The 17239-nt window shown below is 60.9% G+C and carries 13 protein-coding genes and 2 pseudogenes; 6 read left to right on the top strand and 9 right to left on the bottom strand.

Annotated features, from left to right (window positions below; genetic code table 11):
• Positions 1–5 precede the first annotated feature (5 nt).
• The 4 genes from EFB14_RS19145 to argE form a co-directional block, all read right to left on the bottom strand.
• On the bottom strand, positions 6–1469 hold the full coding sequence (locus EFB14_RS19145) for an aldehyde dehydrogenase family protein (RefSeq protein ID WP_125844549.1): 1464 nt from the start codon (positions 1467–1469) through the stop codon (positions 6–8).
• 126 nt (positions 1470–1595) lie between these two features.
• On the bottom strand, positions 1596–1952 hold the full coding sequence (locus EFB14_RS19140; protein ID WP_126828032.1) for a cupin domain-containing protein: 357 nt from the start codon (positions 1950–1952) through the stop codon (positions 1596–1598).
• A 25-nt stretch (positions 1953–1977) separates the two neighbouring features.
• Positions 1978–2901 carry a 2-hydroxyacid dehydrogenase gene (locus EFB14_RS19135; protein WP_126828030.1) on the bottom strand — a complete coding sequence of 308 codons (924 nt, stop codon included), beginning with the start codon at positions 2899–2901 and terminating at the stop codon, positions 1978–1980.
• Between the two features lie 26 nt (positions 2902–2927).
• Positions 2928–4052, bottom strand: a complete 1125-nt coding sequence (gene argE, locus EFB14_RS19130; protein ID WP_126828028.1) for an acetylornithine deacetylase — start codon at positions 4050–4052, stop codon at positions 2928–2930.
• A 364-nt stretch (positions 4053–4416) separates the two neighbouring features.
• Here argE and EFB14_RS19125 point away from each other — a divergent pair, with 364 nt between their 5' ends.
• On the top strand, positions 4417–5274 hold the full coding sequence (locus tag EFB14_RS19125; protein ID WP_210302879.1) for a GNAT family N-acetyltransferase: 858 nt from the start codon (positions 4417–4419) through the stop codon (positions 5272–5274).
• Positions 5275–5349: 75 nt separating this feature from the next.
• Here EFB14_RS19125 and EFB14_RS19120 read toward each other — a convergent pair.
• From EFB14_RS19120 to EFB14_RS19105, 4 genes and pseudogenes are all read right to left on the bottom strand, one after another.
• Positions 5350–5607 (bottom strand): annotated as a pseudogene (locus EFB14_RS19120) (transposase); the annotation flags it as partial.
• A gap of 7 nt (positions 5608–5614) precedes the next feature.
• A complete protein-coding gene (locus tag EFB14_RS19115) occupies positions 5615–7057 on the bottom strand; it encodes an HlyD family type I secretion periplasmic adaptor subunit (RefSeq protein WP_126828024.1) in 1443 nt (480 codons plus the stop codon).
• Positions 7058–7071: 14 nt separating this feature from the next.
• Positions 7072–8787, bottom strand: coding sequence for a type I secretion system permease/ATPase (locus EFB14_RS19110; protein ID WP_126828022.1), 1716 nt, complete (start codon positions 8785–8787; stop codon positions 7072–7074).
• Between the two features lie 106 nt (positions 8788–8893).
• Entirely contained in the window at positions 8894–9463 is a 570-nt protein-coding gene (locus EFB14_RS19105) for a PE-PGRS family protein (RefSeq protein WP_126828020.1), read from the bottom strand.
• 574 nt (positions 9464–10037) lie between these two features.
• Here EFB14_RS19105 and EFB14_RS19100 point away from each other — a divergent pair.
• Entirely contained in the window at positions 10038–11126 is a 1089-nt protein-coding gene (locus tag EFB14_RS19100; protein WP_126828018.1) for a hypothetical protein, read from the top strand.
• A 61-nt stretch (positions 11127–11187) separates the two neighbouring features.
• On the opposite strand, the pseudogene EFB14_RS19095 reads toward EFB14_RS19100, so the two are convergent.
• Positions 11188–11758, bottom strand: a pseudogene (locus tag EFB14_RS19095) (glutathione S-transferase family protein).
• Between the two features lie 714 nt (positions 11759–12472).
• On the opposite strand from EFB14_RS19095, the gene EFB14_RS19085 reads away from it, so the two are divergent.
• The 4 genes from EFB14_RS19085 to EFB14_RS19070 all read left to right on the top strand — a co-directional run bounded on the left by EFB14_RS19085 (position 12473) and on the right by EFB14_RS19070 (position 17239).
• Entirely contained in the window at positions 12473–13210 is a 738-nt protein-coding gene (locus tag EFB14_RS19085; RefSeq protein ID WP_126828015.1) for a LuxR C-terminal-related transcriptional regulator, read from the top strand.
• A 371-nt stretch (positions 13211–13581) separates the two neighbouring features.
• A complete protein-coding gene (locus EFB14_RS19080) occupies positions 13582–14610 on the top strand; it encodes a substrate-binding domain-containing protein (protein WP_126828013.1) in 1029 nt (342 codons plus the stop codon).
• Between the two features lie 69 nt (positions 14611–14679).
• A complete protein-coding gene (locus EFB14_RS19075) occupies positions 14680–16218 on the top strand; it encodes a sugar ABC transporter ATP-binding protein (protein ID WP_126828474.1) in 1539 nt (512 codons plus the stop codon).
• Between the two features lie 28 nt (positions 16219–16246).
• On the top strand, positions 16247–17239 hold the full coding sequence (locus tag EFB14_RS19070; RefSeq protein WP_126828011.1) for an ABC transporter permease: 993 nt from the start codon (positions 16247–16249) through the stop codon (positions 17237–17239).

Here is a 17239-nt window from a genome sequence, read left to right as displayed (position 1 = left end):
CCTCCTCAAAGGCTGATCAAGACGCTCTTGCTCTTGCGGTTGGCATGATAGGCCTCGCGGCCGAGATCCTTGCCGATGCCCGACTGCTTGTAGCCGCCGGTGGGAAGGATGTGATCGCGCGAGCGGTTGTAGCGATTGACCCAGACCGTTCCGGCCTGCAGGCGCCGGGTGAGCCGGATCGCCCGCGACAGGTCTCGGGTGAAGAGGCCCGCCGCCAGACCGTAGGTCGGATGGTCGGCCAGCAGGAGCGCCTCTTCCTCGTCCCGGAATGTCTGCAGCGTAAGCACGGGGCCGAAAATCTCTTCGGTGATAGCAGGCGAATTCCTGTCGATCCCGGCGATGAGGGTTGGGCTGTAGAAAAACCCCCGAGCATCCATCGGCGTGCCGCCGGTCAGGCATTCGCCGCCGGCCTCGACCGCCGCCGAAACGATCGCATGGATGCGATGCTGCTGCCTTTCGGAAATGATCGGGGAGTATTGCGCAGCCCCATCCCAGGTGGGCGCGGCAATAGCGGTCTTCATCCGGGCAACGATCGCCTCGACGAGCGGGCCGGCAGCGGCCTCCTCAACGATGAGACGGGAGCCGGCGACACAGGCCTGGCCGGCATTGCTCATGATGCCGGCGGCAATCGCGGCGGCCGCCTTGCCGATGTCAGCATCGGCAAAGACGAGCTGCGGGCTCTTGCCGCCAAGCTCCAGCGTCATCGGCTTGATGCCGGTCCGCGCGATGTTTTCCATGATCGCCGATCCCGCCCGCGTGGAGCCGGTGAAGCTGACCTTGGCGATGTCGGGATGCCCGGTTATTGCCGTGCCAGTGACCGGGCCGTCCCCCAGCACGATATTGATCAGCCCGGCCGGCAGGCCTGCGCGAAGCGCGAGTTCGGCCATGCGTATGGTCGAGAAGGGCGTCATCTCGGACGGCTTCAGAACCACGGCATTGCCGGCGGCGAGCGCCGGGCCGAGCTTCCATGCCGCCATCGATACCGGAAAATTCCATGGCGTGATCGCGCCGACCACGCCATAGGGTTCCGTCATGATCATGCCGAGATTGCCGTCGTCGGTCGGTACGAGATCGCTGCCTTCCTTGTCGGCGAACTCGGCGAAGAAGCGGATCTGCTCGGCCGAAACCGCAATATCGCCTTCCACCAGATGGCCGACGGGACGAGTCGACGACAGCGCCTCCAGCCTTGCGAGATCAGGCGCCTCCTGCTCGATCAGGTCGGCCCATCGGTGCAGCACCTTCAAGCGCTCCCGCGGGCGAACGCCGCCCCAGTTGCTGGCTTTGAGCGCTGATTTCGCCGATTGAACGGCCTGGTCGACCAGATCTGCCCCAGCAACAGGGCAATCGGCATAGGCATTGCCGTCGGACGGGCGATGCATGGGAATGACGCCCTCCGCCGGCATGAGGCGATCTCCAACGAGATGCCCGATGGGAAGGGAAAGGCTATCGGGATCGAAACTCAGCGTCATGGCAATACCTCGCATCACTGAGAGCAAGGCTAGCCGATCGGTCGAAGTAGCTTGATCCGATGGCAGTGGGGGCGACAGCGGAAAAACCCGTTCTGCCGCCGCCCGACAGCTTATTGTTTGGCGCCGTCAGGCCATGACGGTGACGTAGATCTTGCGGACCGTCTCGATGGTCTTCCAGACACCGATGAAACCGGGCTTCATGACGAAGCTGTCGCCCGCCTTGTAGACGACGGGATCGCCGCCCTCCGGCGTGATTTCGACGACGCCCGACAGGATGTGGCAGAATTCGAAGGTCTCTCCCTTGATCGAGCGGGTGACGCCCGGAGTGGCTTCCCAGATGCCGGTATGGATCATCTCGCCGCGGGCAACGTCCTGCGCCCAGGTCTTGAACTCGGGATTGCCTGAGATCAGCCGCTCCGGCAGCGGCAGGTTTTCGCGCGGCGCGGAGGTGGGATTCGGGTCGATGGTCTTGAGAAGCGGCATGGTTTTTCCTTTGGAGGTTGAATGGTCAGTAACCGCGACGGCGGTCGATCAATCCGATCGGCTCCAGGCCGGCGCGCATTCGCTTGATGTTCTCGGTGACGGCGCGGGCAGCGCTATGAGGCTGGGTGACGCTTGCGACGTGGGGCGTGAGAAACAGGCGCGGGTGGCTCCAGAAGGCGTGGCCCGCCGGCAGCGGTTCCGGATCGGTGACGTCGATCACCGCGCCGGAGAGATGCCCATCGTCCAAAGCGGCAATCAGGGCCTCGTGGTCGAGCTGCGGCCCACGGCCGGCATGAACGATCGCCGCCCCCTGCGGCAGGCGGGCGAACAGATCGGCGTTGAGAAAGCCGCGGGTTTCATCGGTCAGCGGCAGAAGGCAGACCAAAATGTCGGTCTCGGCAAGCATGGCTTCGAGCCCGGCATCTCCGGCATGGCAGATCACTCCCTCGATCTCATGCATTGAGCGGCTCCACCCCGACAGCGGAAACCCGAAAGGCTTCAACCGCTCGAGCACGGCACGGCCAAGCACGCCGAGGCCGAGAACGCCGATGCGACGCTCTGGAGCCTGAAGCTGGGGGAGAGCCTTCCAGACCCGCTCGCGCTGCTGGCCGAGATAGGCGGGCAGGTTGCGGTGAAGTGCCAGCACCGCGAGCGTCACATATTCCTGCATCATGCGCACGATGCCTTCCTCGACCATGCGCACCACCTTCACATGATCCGGCACGTCGGCAATCTGGAACTGATCGACGCCTGCGCCGATGGAAAACAGCACTTCGAGATTGCGGTAGCGCGAGAGGTCGGCAGGGACCGTCCAGCTGATCAGGTAGCGCACCGCATTGGGATCGACGGTCGCCGGCTCCATCGAGAAAGGCAGATCCGGCAGCTCGCGCGCGAAAATCTCCTGGAAGACGGCGCCGCGGCGAGCGTCGGAATTGAAGAGAAAGGTCATCGTCCGGAATCCTTGATCTCGGCAACTCAGGCGCGGCAGCGGGCGGCGAGCGCCTCTACCATCGCCTGGCAGGCGGCAAGCTCGCTCGCCAGAATGAACTCGTCGGGCTTGTGGGCGCGCGCTATGTCACCCGGACCGCAGATGATCGCATCCACGCCCGCGCGCTGATAGAGGCCAGCCTCCGTGCCGTAGCTGACGGCCGCAAGCGGCGCCTTGCCGGTCAACTCCCGCAGGAGGCCGGCGAGCGCTGCGGTCGGCGGCAGCGAGAGAGCGGGATAGGCGCTGAGAATTTCCCATTCGACGGCAAAACCCCGCGCTCTCAGTGCTTCCGCGGCCTCGCGCAAGGGGGCAAGCAGGGAGATGGGATCGATGCTGGATATCGCCCGCGCCTCGACCTCCAGAGTGCAGAGATCGGGAATGATGTTGACGGCCTGACCGCCGACGATGGTTCCGGCCTGCAGAGATGAGTAGGGCGGTTCGAATGCGTCGTCGAAGGGGCCTTCAGCCAGATTCTCGGCCGTTGCAATCGCCGCGTTCAGCACGTCGGCCATGGCATGCACGGCGTTGCGCCCGAGATCGGGCCGGGAGGAATGGCCCGAGCGGCCCTTGACGTTGATGCGGGCAGCAGCCTTGCCTTTGTGGGCGAGAATGGCCCGCATGCCGCTCGGTTCGCCGATCACCGCGCCGAGCGGTGGCGCGCAGAGATCGGGGAGCCGGGCAAGCAGGTGGGGCACACCGCGGCAGCCGGCTTCCTCGTCATAGGAAAAGGCGAGATGGACCGGGCGGGCAAGCGGCCTCGCCGTCAACGCCGGAACGGCGGCAAGGACCGCGGCGAGGAAACCTTTCATATCGGAGGTGCCGCGGCCATAGAGCCGCTCATCTTCGGCTCTGAGCTCGAAGGGATCGGTGCGCCAGCCCGCTTCATGGGCGGGAACGACATCCATATGGCCGGAGAGAATGTAGCCCGGCCTATCGGAGGGGCCGATGGTGGCAAAGAGATTGGCCCGGTCGCCCTCGGGACCGGGAAGAATATGGGCTTCGACGCCGAAGGCGCGGAGATGGGCATCGATCCAGCCGACGATGGCGTCATTGGAGGTGCCGACGACGGAGGGAAAGCCGACCAGCTTCCGGAGGATCTCGACTACGTGCATGTGTATCCCCCTGGCATGTCCGGCCCGGTAACCTCGACCCGGCCACCGACACCGGAAGCATCCGGCGCGGTCCTGAAACGGCGTGCAACGCTGACGGGAGAAGACATTCCCAACCTCTTGAGTGAATGGCGACACCGCCGACTGGAATCTTTTCCAAGACGCGAGGCTTTAGATGCCGAAAGCCAGGGCGATTTGGTTGATTGTTGCGCCGGAATGGGTTTGACCAGCAATTTCTGCTGACCGCTTTCCCCTAATCTGGTTGGAGGGGGCGTCGGGATGTTATCCTAGCCGGCGTTGCCATGGGGATCAATTTTGGAGGAATCGCGTGGTCGCTGGGAAATCGAGACTGGTCGACAGCTTCGAGATGCGCATCGCCGACATCAATACGGTCGATCTCGAACAGTTGCATGCCCTGTCGATCGGCGTCGGCTGGCCGCACCGCGCCGACGACTGGCAATTTGCGCGCGAACTCGGCAAGGGTGTCGTGGCGCTTGACGAGGTCGGGCGCGTTTTGGGATCGGCCATGTGGTTTCCCTATGGCGAGGATTTCGCCACAATCGGGCTCGTCATCACCTCACCGCGCCTGCAGGCCCAGGGCGCCGGCCAATGGCTGATGGACCACGTTCTTACCCAGGTTCCCCAATGCAATCTGGGTCTCAATGCCACGCGGGCAGCGCGGCGCCTTTATCGGTCGCTCGACTTCACCACCGAGGCCGTCGTCTCCCAATGTCAGGGCGAAGCTTTCTCTGCCCCTCCCGCGGAAACACCGCCCGACGCCGAACTTCGGGCGCTCGATATCTCCGATCTCGCGGCCATTGCCGCCTTGGACAAAGAGGCCTTCGGTGCCGATCGCACCGCACTTCTCAGCCGAATCCTTCCCTCGTCCAGCGGCTTCGGGTTAGTCCGCAACGGAAAAATCGAAGCCTTCTCCTTCTGTCGACGGTTCGGCCGCGGGCAGGTCATCGGCCCGGTTGCGGCAGCCAGCGACGCTGACGCCATCGCCGTCATCCGTCCGCACGTCGTCGAGCACGCGGGCAAGTTCCTGCGGCTCGACACGCGCGAAAAAAGCGGAGCCTTTTCCGACTTCCTCTCCCGTTGCGGCCTTTCCGTTTTCGATACCGTCACCACCATGTCGCGCGGCCGCCCGTGGCTGGCAGTCCGAGATCGCCACACCGCCGGCACGCCGAAAATATACGCATTGGCCGGACACGCGCTCGGCTGACCCCGGCACGGTGCGACTTTTCGAGCCGCGCTCCTGATATACAGAGCCGGAAGGCTGGTTTCACCCTTTGGAAGTCTTCGCCAGCATCTCGCTCAGCGTCGCCGCTGAGAGCATGGCTTCGGCCAAAAGCTTCTTGAGCTTCTGGTTCTCTTCCTCCAGCGCTTTCACCCTTCTGGCATAGAGGCCGACATTTCCGTACTTCAGCGATTGCCACCGATAGAAAGTCGGCTCGCTGATGCCGTACCTGTGGCAAACGTCCGCCACCGTCACCCCGGCCTGGTGCTCTTTCAGAATGCCCGTAATCTGGTCGTCGTCGAATTTTCTCTTGCCCATCACCGTCTCAGTCCTCGCGAAATGCTCTGTTGAAACTGTCGAGGAGTGGTCTGATGGCATAGAGCGCCACGCTGCTTTGGCCCGTTTCGATCAGTGTCTGCGCGGGCATGCCCGCAACCAGTTCGACATCCTTCATTTTCGCCAGCCGCTCGTCCGTGACACGGATCGTCGCGGCAAAATAGGGTTGGCCGCTCTGCGGATCGATGAGACGGTCCGCCGAAACATACTCGACCCGGCCCTTCAGGAGAGGAACGCGCCGCTGATTGTATGGAAGGAGGTGAACCTGCGCCTCGAGCCCCGCACGGACGAGATTGATGTCCTCAGGCCTGACGTGGGCAGACACGATAAGGCGATCGGTGCGTGGCAAGAGATCGACGAGCGGTTCGCCCGCGCCGATCACCCCACCTGACGTGTGGATGCGCAGGTTCATGATCGTTCCATCGTCGGGAGCGCGGATATAGGTCCTTGAAAGCTGGTCGTCGATCGCCCGCAAGCGCTCGCGCAGTTGCATGATCCGGCTTTCCGTCTCGCGCATGCCCTGGGCGACTTCGCTCAACCGGTCGCTCTCAAGCTTTGCGAGATCGGCCTGTGACCCGCTGATCACCTGGTAGGCGCGGGAGATCTGCGCGTCCACTTCACCCTGCTGGCCATCCAAGTCTGCCTTTTCCCGCTGGAGGTTGAGAAGCCTGCTTCTTGTTTCCAGTCCTTTGGCGGTAAGGGCCGTAACCTGATCCAGTTCCTGCCGCGAGATCGCGGCCCTGTCGGCCAGTGCCGCCTTCTGCGCGCCAAGTCCGACGATTTCCTGCCGCACCTGCGCGATTTTTTCATTGGCGATCTGAATTTCCGCCTGCATGACCTGGCGACGGGCTTCGAAAATTTTCTGTTGCCCGATCAGAATCGCGCCGACCAAGGGGTATTTGGCCATGGCTGCCCTGAGATTGCCGGGATAGGCGACATGGTCGCCGCCCGTCTGCTCCGCAGCCAGGCGAGCGCGGCTTCCTTCGGCCTCCCAAAGTTGCCCTTGAATGCTGTCGCGCTCTGAGCGAGACTTCGTATCGTCGAGCTCGATGACGATTTGCCCGGCCATGACGGCATCGCCGTTTTTGACGAGGATCCGTCGCACGATCCCGCCTTCCAGATGCTGAATGGTCTTGCGGCTGGTTTCCGGTTCAATGATGCCCGATGCGATCGCAGCGCTTTTCAGCGGCGCCAGAACCGACCAGATCCCCAATCCGACGATGAAGACCAGGATCAACAGGTTGCCCATCCAGACAACGCCTCTGAGTCCCGGCATGGGCGAAGGGGCGGCGGGGCCGCGCTGTTTTGACTCGATCACCGGTAAATATACCGTCTGTCGCCTGGATGTCGCCGTCGGTTGTTGAGCCAACCGCTGCCCCCCTGACGAATCTGAAATTCTCGCCGGCGTTGGGTTCAATTGAACAACGGTCACGGCAACGTCCTTCCCTATGTTCCTGTTCGAGCCGGCGGTTGAAGATAGGTTTCATAAATCCGCTCGCTGTCGCCGAAGGCGGCCACCGTCCCGTCACGCATGATGGCAATCTTGTTGGTAACAGGCAGGATCCCCATCCGGTGCGTTATGATAACGACGATCATCCCCCTGGATTTCATGCGCTCGATCGCCCTGAACAGCATGCGTTCGCCATCATAATCCAGGCTCGAATTCGGATCGTCGAGAACGACAAGAGATGGATTTCCGTAGGCTGCCCGTGCCAGTCCCAGCTGTTGGCGCTGTGCTCGAAGGAGCAGGTTTCCACCTTCACCGATATCGGTCTCATAGCCCTGGGGCAGCCGCATGATCGCTTCGTGCAATCCCACCAGCTTCGCGGCGTCGATCGCCTTGCCGGGATCTCCTCCGTCCAGCCGGCCGATCACATCCTTGATTGCTCCGCCGAAGAGTTCGATGTCCTGCGGCAGGTATCCGACGTGGCGGGTCCCCCCGCAAAGGCGCAGAGCCGAGATATCCACCCCACCAAGAAGAGCGCATCCGCTCGTTACCTGCACAACGCCTGCGATGACGCGACCGAGCGTCGATTTTCCCGATCCCGATGGGCCGATGACTGCCACGCAATCGCCTGGCGCGAGGCGCAAGGTGATGCCTGTCAATATCGGCCGATTGGCGAATGGCCTGACATAGCTGACGTTGTCGAGAACGAGGCCACTGGGTTCCGGTATCGGCACCATTCGGCTGTCGCGTTCCGATGCAACTGCTATCAGCATTCTGTTCAAGCGACGGAAGGCGTTGCGCGCGAAGGTAAAGGAGCGCCATGCACCTATCGCGCCCTCGATGGGCGCAAGCCCGCGCCCGAGCAGCAGGCTCGCAACGAAGATGATCCCGGGACTGCCGCTGTTTATGAGCACCAGCCATGTCGCCGATCCCATCATGAGGATCTGCGCAAGCGTGCGGATCGATTTGGAGAAACCAATAATGATCTCCGTGCGACGCATCGCAATGTCCTGCGCCCTTCTTGCCATTTCCGCATCGCGATAGACGATCTGCGCTGCGCCATCCTGCATGCCCATTGCCCGGATGACCTCGATGTTTTTGAGGGCGGTCGCAAACCTGAGATAGCTCATCGAAAGGGCAAGATTGGCATGGGCAAGCGGTTCCCGCGTCGCCAGTTCCGTCAGGAACGCAAACAGCAGAAGTGCAACTGCGCTCAGAAGACCGATGGTCCCAAGCAGCGGGTGAACGAGAAACAGCAGGAGCAGGAAGACCGGCGCCCAGGGAACGTCAAAAAAAAGCGAGCTTGCCGGTGAATCGAGAAACTGGCGCAATGTAGCCAGGTCCCTGTAGCACTCCGTAGCGGCTCCCGTATCGGCGCGCGTGGCATATTCGAATGATGCGGTGAGCACCATAGGGCGCAGCCTGTGGTCCAGCCAACTGCCGATGCGCGAAAGAGCTGCCCTGCGCACGATGTCCAGCAAGGACCCGACCACCACGGCGACGGCGATGATCATCGTCAGCATCAGGAGCGTGTCCGCGCTTCTGCTCGATAGAACCCTGTCATAGATCTGCAGGAGATAGATGGACGGCGCCAGAAGAAAGAGATTATAGCCGCAGCTATAGAGAAAGACCAACCCGAAGGCTCCGGCACAGGCTCGGAGCGCGACAACGAGCTGTGTCTGCGGGCGCAATGGCTTTATGGAAATCGTTGTCATTATCAGATCTCGCTGCATTTGAGACTGACGAGAAAAGACTGCGTGCTGGGTCAGCAATTCAGGAGGGCCGCCAGCCGAAACCGGCGACCCTCAGGGTCTGAGTTCATCAGCCAAGATGGCTGACGTCGATATGACCGAAGGCATTTATGAAATGATCGAGAGAATTGTTCACCGTCGTCGTTTCGGGATCCGTGTGAACCAACGCTGACGCGATATCTCCGCCCCGAGCCATGTTGCCGTTGCCGCCGTTGCCGCCGACGCCTGCGAGGATGGTGGCATGCTGGTCAGCCACGAGTTGCGTATACTGTGTTGCGGATGTAGCCGCATTCACCGTAGCCGTGTCGCCGCCGCTCGTGTTTTCTTGATCACCGTTGGAGTGAGCGCTTCCGCCCGCGCCGCCGGCGCCGCTGGTGAGCGATGCCAGGAAGCCATTCTGGGCCTGGCTGTAGCCACCGGCTCCGCCACCGCCGGCGTCCCAATCTGCCGTCTGCCAAACGTGATCGCCGTTGTGCAGATGGGTAGATGCCCCGTCGACCGTTTGCACGGGGTCCACATAGGCAACCGGGTTGTAGTCAATGTTACCATGATTGATGCCATCGCCGCCGTTGCCGGCATTCGCGTCGCCTGCATCCGGGTTGTGGAGATGGATCGTGTCAGACATTTGTGGAATAGGCATTGATGTCGCTCCTTCTACTTCGTTTCGTCCGTGTTCTTTTTTACGGCGTCCCCTTACGGCGTGGGTATTCAGATGTCACCGCCAGCCAATACAACCGCAGTTGAATATTGCCTGCGATTTAATCTATGAACCATCTAGATATTCGGCGACGCTCTTTCGGATGTATACTTGGAGGTGACAGAGAATTATTTTGGATTAGCACGAAGTGATTTAGCGCCGGATAGCATGATCATGCCTGCTACTTCGTTGAAGCAGCGCCGTTTTCCGGGATTCTGATCGGGCTGCGCCTGGCGAGGGAGACCCTGCCTGGGGCCGAAAACTTTCATCACTGGCGGCGACAACGAGGGTGCAAGATGCAGGGGCCTCTAACCCGCAGACGGATGTCATGCTCGCAAACTTGCACGACGGTCGCTGCGGCCATGACAGCCAAATGGCTACAGCACTAACCGACCAGATGTAGACGAATTGCAGGCTCTGCTTTTCCTGCGTTCAGATGCACAATGCCCGAGCAATTCAGGCTGCATCGCGCCACACGCTCGGTGGACGTTCGGTTGACCGCGAAATGGAGACAGTAATGGCGGAAACTCGTCCCTCATTGGAAGACCTGCCCAAGGCAGGCACCGATCAACACCTCGCCTCCAACCTGGCCGCGGGGCATCTGGCATTGGTGCCGACCTGGCTTCCATTGGATGTCGCTTCCGGTCCAAACTATATTTCCGCCGGCAGCGGTGGCGATGGAATAAGCGAAGGCGTGATCAGCAGCAACGCGTTGGCCGTCTTCATGCCGTCCAATGCCGCCATGGCAGGATCTCATTCCAGTGCCGAAGCACTCCAGGGCAACGATGCGCTCATCAATCAGCATCCCACCGAAATGGCCGGGATAGGCGGGAATGGTGGAAGCGGCAATGTTGCCATCGGCAGCGGCGATGGCGGCAGCCATGCCGGCTCCGGCGGCAATGGCCTCTTCTACGGTGGGCTCGTCAGCACCGAAGTCGCGCTGTTTGCCCCCGTCAATACGGCCGTGGCTGCAGGCCCTGGCTCGGAGGCTCACGCCGACCAATCGAACAACGCCCTGTTCCTGCAGGGCGCAACCCAGATGGGCGGCATGGGCGGCTCGGGCGGAGACCATAACGTCGCGGGCCATGGCACGCCGATGAGCCCGGGAACGTCGCTTACATTGACCGGTGACTACTATGCGGGCCACGGCGGCGATGGGTATTTCGTCGGCGCTATGGTCGACGTGAGTATCGCCATCTTCTCACCGATCAACATCGCCATCGGCGCCGCGGGCGGCTCGGCGGAGGCCCATCAGACAAACAATGTCATTTTCGATCAGGGTGCGGTGCAGATCGCAGGCATCGGCGGCAATGGCGGTGGCTTCAACCTGTCGTCGGACACGATTTTTACCGGCAACCATGCGGGCGGAGGCGGCGGGGTCGGATCGTCGACCGGCAGCATGGTCGACATCAATTTCGCCTATTTCCATCCCATCAACCTTGCCGTTCCCGCCGGTGGGACGGCGGACGCTCAGCAGATCGATCATGTTCTCTATGACCAGCATGCGCTCCAGTTGGCCGGCATCGGGGGGCATAGCGGAGAGGGCAACCTCACTGACGCCCATTCGGCTCTCGTCGACGACATTCTGGGCTTCATGCACAGCTAGGGATCACGACCCATCAACCGAACAAAATCTCGCAAAAACGACGGCGAGCCTCCGATGGATCTCAGCCGGTCGATGCGGCGGTGAAAACCGCCAACTGAGCATCGAAAGCACGCTCGAAGGCTGGCCGCGCTTCGCCGCGGGCGACATAGGCAAAGAGGGTCGGATATTCATCCAGCATGCCCGATCTTTTCAACCTGCGCAGCACCGACACCATCATCAAGTCGCCGGCGGTGAAGGCACCGTCGAGCCAGTCGGCAATCACCAAGCCGACTGGAAAGGTCACCCAGTCGATCACGGATCCTTACCTCGACGAGAGGCCGGCGCTGCTCGTACCAAGGCTCGTCGGAGCCGCGGTTGATGATCGGCGGCTCCATCGTGTTGAGCGCAGCGAACATCCAGGTGATCGCGCGTGCTCGGGCATTCGCATCGTGTGGCAGGAGGCCTGTATGGTGCTCTGCGATATGGAACACGATCGCCCCTGACTCGAACAGAGTAAGATCGCCTTCCTCATAGGTCGGGATTTGCCCGAAAGGCTGAAGCGCGCGGTGCGCCGGCTCCTTCATCGCTTTGAACGAAACAAGGCGAACCTCGTAAGACTGTTCCACTTCTTCGAGCGCCCAGCGAACGGGCATGTCACGCGCCAGTCCCCGGCCGCCATCGGGCGACCGTTCAAAGACTGTTATGGTGGGGTAATCCTGTTGGTCATGGTCGTCTCTCTTTGGCGTGCTAACCCAGGGACGATTGAAACCCGTCCGGTCCGACAACGCATTGCCAAAACCACCGGGAAGTATTGATTCATGTCTATTTCGGCTAAGCTCGGGACCGATTACTTTGGATTGAGGTGGCAGCCGGCATTAATGCGTCGACAGGGCGGAGTTATTCAGTAATCATAATGAGTTACCGGCGATCTCAGACTTTTTGTCGCTTTTCGTGTTCGTCGCCTTGCTGTCGAGGTCTGCGACGGATTTGAATTGAGGTAGGGACACAAAGCCCAATCGATCGGCAGCTCGTAATATTCAACAGCTATTTTCTGAATGGATTTGTAGCAGATCGGGTGCCTTTTCAGTGCCTTTGAAAGTTTTGTTGAGCCGCTTTCCATACGTGAACTTGGCGAAGACTGGAAACTCCGTAGCGGCAAGTCGATCCATTACAACCTTATAGATACGCTTTCCAAAATGCTCTGCGAGCTCAGTTGTATCTCGCCTATGTCTTATAGACTATAAGAATTATCATGAGAGATCAGACTATTTTCATCGAGAAAACACGCGTTTTTTATCATGACATGAAGCGAGAACAGGAATAATGTCAGCGGCTGTTGGGTTGCAAACCTTCTGGGGAGCACGCAAGTGTCCGACAGTGCTAAAACTAAGCGCCGTACGGGGCGCAACGCACCAACTGTGATCATTATCGAGCATTCTACACTCGCGCGCACCACCGTGGTGAAGCTTCTTGAGCGTGAACTCGCCGGGTGGAATGTGATCGATTTGATCTCGACCGAGAGTCTCGACCGGGCTCTCGGAGCTGAGGTGCGTTTGATTGTATTGGATTTGGTCGGCAGAGGTATCGAGAGCATTAGCCTGCGTGATGACCTCGCGGCCATTGCTGCACGTTTTCCTGAGGCACCTATCACGTTGCTCTCAGGTGCGGATGATGTGGTCGTGGCCCGTCAGGCGCTCAAGATGGGCATTCGCGGCCTATTCTCGACGTCGCTCGCCGTTGACATCGCCCTTGCCGGTCTTCGTCTTGTTCTGGCAGGAGGAACATTTTTCCCGCAGCTGTTGGGCGCCGATACAACCGGCTCAAACGGGCATCGTCCGGCCAGAAATGAGGCCGAAAAACGCTTGGATGACAGGACGCAATACCTGGCGATTGCTGATTTCACCCCGCGGGAAGCGGATATCCTCGCAGAGCTGCAATCCGGCTGCTCAAATAAGGTCATTGCAGGAAAACTCAATTTGTCGGGGCATACGGTGAAGATGCATCTGCAACATATCATGCGCAAATTGCAGGCGCAGAACCGTACTGAAGTGGTTGCCCGCTTAATTCAAAGAGCCGCCGGCGGGCAGGACGTCTCGCCGGGTTAGGCGGAGTCGCAACGTCTTGGTCGAATTGCCAAGCACGGTTTGACCTATCATAGGAATCAAAGATTCCTCTCTCTGGCCGCCCGGGCCGTGCCAATATTTTGATCGTCCGGCAAATCCCCAAATTCCGCGTGCCCCGCCAGCAGATATTCAGGCAGATCGAGGTCGAGAGGCCGGCTCGACCGACATCTCGCGTTTCCACGGGCACCATGTGAAATATATTTCATTGATTGAATTATATTGACAGCGCGCCGCCATTGCGATTACCTGCCCATACCGGACTTCGAGGAGGAACTCCGGTCTTCATTGGATCATCGGCAGCCGCTCAGGCGCCGCCGGATATTTGGGAGGGGCTTCGGCCTCGAGGAGGAAACTTGCGCAAATTTCTAAGCACGACCGCATTGGCGGTCCTTGCATCGACGCTTTTCGCCGGCCTCGCCAGCGCGGACACGGACAATCCGTTCCGCTGCAAGCCGGGCGAAAAATACGTCATGAACGTCATGGTATCGGGCGTCGAATACTGGTTCCCGGTCTATGAGATGTTCAAGCAGGCCGGTCAGCAGCTCGGTTGCGAGACCGCTTACACCGGCACGCCGGAATATGACGTCAACAAGCAGATCGCCACGTTCGACCAGGCCTTGGCCCAGAATCCGGCCGGCATCCTCGTTCATCCGATGAACTCCGACCCGTTCATCGAGCCGATCAACCGGGCGATCGACCAGGGCACGGCGGTCGTCACCTTCGCAGCCGATGCGCCGCTCTCCAAGCGCATCTCGTTCATCACCTCGGACAATACCCGCGAGGGCACCTATGCGGCCGACGCGATTGCCGGAAAAATGGGCGGCAAGGGCGAATATGCCGTTCTGGAAAATCCGGGCCAGGACAATCACGACAAGCGTATTGCCGCCTTCATCGCCCGCATGGAGGAAAAATATCCTGACATGAAGCTGGTCGGCCGCGCCGCGTCCAACCAGGATCCGAACAAGGCCTATCAGGGGCTGATGAGCCTGGTGCAGGCACATCCGAATCTTGGCGCAGTCTTCATGCCGGAAGCGAATTCGGCGATCGGCGCTTCGCAGGCCAACAAGGAAAGCGGCGGCAAGATCCTCGTGATGTGCGCCGACGTCAACGCCAACATCCTCGACATGATCAAGGCCGGCGAAGTGTTCGGCTCGATCAACCCGAACCAGGGCATGCAGGGTTACATGGGCTTCATGCTCCTGTGGCTTGCCAAGCATCCGGAACTCATCGACCCGATGAACGACGCCAAGCGCGTTGGCTTCAACCCGATGAGCATTCCCTTCGTCGACAACGGCCTGTCGATCGTGACCGCCGACAATGCCGACGACTTCTACTGGGACAAGTACCTGAAGCGGCGGGGCACCAAGGGCATCGAGGAGTAAGCCTTCGTGTCGGCTGTCCGGGGCCCGAAGCTTCGGACAGCCCCCCGAGAGCGTGAGGAGAAGACGATGATGGCGTCGGTGCCGGTTCTGGAAATCCGCAATGTCAGCAAGCACTTCGGTGCGGTGAAGGCGTTGACGGATGTGAGCTTCAGCCTGGAAAGAGGCGAGGTTCACGCGCTCTGCGGTGAAAACGGCGCGGGCAAGTCGACGCTGATGAACATCATTGCCGGCGTTCTGCAGCCAAGCGAGGGGGACGTTCTCGTCGATGGCGCACCGGTCAAGGTGACGTCGCCAGCCGTGGCGCAATCGCTCGGGCTTGGCCTCGTGCACCAGGAAATCGCGCTCTGCCCCGATGCGACGGTGGCCGAGAACATGTTCATGGCCGCGACCAACCGCCGCCGCTCACCTTTCATGAACTATGGCAGGCTGGAGCGGGATGCGCAGGTCGTCATGAATCGCCTGGCGCCGATCGATGTGCGCCGCAAAGTCGGCGACTTGTCGATATCCAGCCAGCAGCTTGTCGAGATCGCCAAGGCACTGACGCTCGATTGCCGGGTGCTGATCTTCGACGAACCGACGGCAGCACTGACGGAATCGGAGGCGCAGATCCTGTTCGGAATCATCCGCGACCTCAAGGCGCAGGGTATTTCGATCATCTATATCAGCCACCGCATGGCCGAAATCTTCAGCCTGTGCGACCGGGTCACCGTCTTTCGCGATGGCCGCTACATCTCGACGGAGAAGGTGGCGGATGTGACGCCGGATGATGTGGTGCGCCGCATGGTCGGACGCGAGATCACCCAGCTCTATCCGGAAAAGCAGGCGCCGGCGGAACGGACCGGCGAGATCATTCTGAGCGTCCGCCACCTCGGCGACGGCAGCCGCTTCAGGGATGTGAGCTTCGACCTGCGCAAGGGCGAAATTCTCGGCGTCGGCGGGCTGATCGGCTCGGGTCGCACCGAGATCGCTGAAGGCATTTGTGGGTTGCGACCGGTAATCACAGGCGAGGTGCAACTGCATGGACAGCGGCTGCGGACGCGGTCCTATGCGCGGGCCGCGCAGGCGGGCGTCGTCTATCTCTCCGAAGACCGGAAAGGCTCCGGCATTTTCCTCGATCTCTCCATCGCCCAGAACATTGCCGTTCTCGATTTGAAGTCGCTGACCGGACCGCTCGGACTTCTGAATTCCAAGGCCGAGGCGGAACGTGCCCACGACCTGGTCCGGCGGCTCGGCGTGCGGATGGGCGGCATCGACATGCCTGTCTCGTCGCTGTCGGGCGGCAACCAGCAGAAGGTGGCGATTGCCAAGCAGCTGGCGGTCAATCCCAAGGTCATCCTGATGGACGAACCGACCCGCGGCATCGATGTCGGCGCCAAATCGGAAATCCATCGGCTGCTGCGCGATCTCGCCCGCTCCGGCATCGGCATCGTCGTCATCTCGTCGGAACTGCCGGAGCTTCTCGGCCTGTGCGACCGGGTGCTTGTTATCCACGAGGGCACGATTGCAGGCGAGGTCGAGGGCGAGACGATGACTGAGGAAGCGATCATGCGGCTCGCCTCGGGTATCGGCGGTCACAACAATTCAAAGGCATCGGTGCATGCCGCATAGAGAAAAAGCACGGGCAGGAGACAAGGTCATGGCGGACGCGACATTGGCAGCGGCACATCAACCACGCGCGCCCGGCTGGAAACGGCTGGGGAGGATGCGCGAAGCGGGACTGATCGCGATCATCCTGGCGCTCTGCATCGTCATGAGCTTTGCCTCGCCGCATTTTCTGACGCTCGGCAACTTCCGGGCCATGCTGATGTCATTCTCGGTGGAAGGCATCGTCGTCGTCGGCATGACCATCCTGCTGATCGTCGGCGGCATCGACCTGTCGGTCGGCTCGGTCGTCTGCTTCTCGATGGTGCTGTCCGGCTCGCTGTTCCTGATGGGGCTCGATCCGTGGAGCGCGTCCCTGATCGGGATCATTGCCAGCGGCCTGATCGGCTGCGTCATGGGCTTTTTCGTGACCGTCGTCGGCCTCAACCACTTCATCACCTCGCTTGCGGCGATGGTGATCGTGCGGGGCATCTGCCTGATCATCACCAAGGGCACGCCCTTGTCGCTGTTCACCTTGCCGCCTTCGTTCAAGGCGGTCGGGCAGGGCACGTTCTATGGCGTCCCCTACGTGATCCTGATCTTCGTCGCCGTCGTAGTGCTGTTCGATTTCCTGCTGCGGCGAGCAACCGCCTTCCGCAAGGTGTTCTACACCGGCAGCAACGAGAAGGCGGCGCTCTATTCCGGCATCAAGACGAACCAGGTGAAGTTCTGGGTGACGGTGCTTTGCGCGACGTTGTCCGGTGTTGCCGGGGTGATCTACATGTCCCGCTTCGGTGCCGCTACCCCGACCTTCGGCGTCGGCATGGAGCTCAACATCATCGCGGCTGCCGTGATCGGCGGTGCGTCGCTCAATGGCGGCTCCGGCACGATCCTGGGGGCCATTCTCGGCATTGCCCTGCTGTCGGTCGTCACAAGCTCGTTGATCCTGCTCGACGTGTCCGTCTATTGGCAAGACATGATCAAAGGCTGCATTCTGCTTGCCGCCGTCTCGATCGATCATTTCCTGCACAAGCGGAAGGCTGCCTGA

The sequence above is a fragment of the Rhizobium fabae genome (genome assembly GCF_003985135.1).
GTDB lineage: Bacteria > Pseudomonadota > Alphaproteobacteria > Rhizobiales > Rhizobiaceae > Rhizobium > Rhizobium pisi.
Note: the sequence above shows the minus strand (reverse complement) of the source record. Positions and strands in the feature narration are given on the sequence as shown.

What these genes read in the sequence shown, in the direction of transcription:
- EFB14_RS19135 (WP_126828030.1), bottom strand. Translation starts at nt 2,901, where the DNA reads ATGACCTTTCTCTTCAATTCCGACGCTCGCCGCGGCGCCGTCTTCCAG.
- argE (WP_126828028.1), bottom strand. Translation starts at nt 4,052, where the DNA reads ATGCACGTAGTCGAGATCCTCCGGAAGCTGGTCGGCTTTCCCTCCGTC.
- EFB14_RS19125 (WP_210302879.1), top strand. Translation starts at nt 4,417, where the DNA reads ATGCGCATCGCCGACATCAATACGGTCGATCTCGAACAGTTGCATGCC.
- EFB14_RS19145 (WP_125844549.1), bottom strand. Translation starts at nt 1,469, where the DNA reads ATGACGCTGAGTTTCGATCCCGATAGCCTTTCCCTTCCCATCGGGCAT.
- EFB14_RS19140 (WP_126828032.1), bottom strand. Translation starts at nt 1,952, where the DNA reads ATGCCGCTTCTCAAGACCATCGACCCGAATCCCACCTCCGCGCCGCGC.
- EFB14_RS19070 (WP_126828011.1), top strand. Translation starts at nt 16,247, where the DNA reads ATGGCGGACGCGACATTGGCAGCGGCACATCAACCACGCGCGCCCGGC.
- EFB14_RS19110 (WP_126828022.1), bottom strand. Translation starts at nt 8,787, where the DNA reads ATGACAACGATTTCCATAAAGCCATTGCGCCCGCAGACACAGCTCGTT.
- EFB14_RS19100 (WP_126828018.1), top strand. Translation starts at nt 10,038, where the DNA reads ATGGCGGAAACTCGTCCCTCATTGGAAGACCTGCCCAAGGCAGGCACC.
- EFB14_RS19105 (WP_126828020.1), bottom strand. Translation starts at nt 9,463, where the DNA reads ATGCCTATTCCACAAATGTCTGACACGATCCATCTCCACAACCCGGAT.
- EFB14_RS19075 (WP_126828474.1), top strand. Translation starts at nt 14,680, where the DNA reads ATGGCGTCGGTGCCGGTTCTGGAAATCCGCAATGTCAGCAAGCACTTC.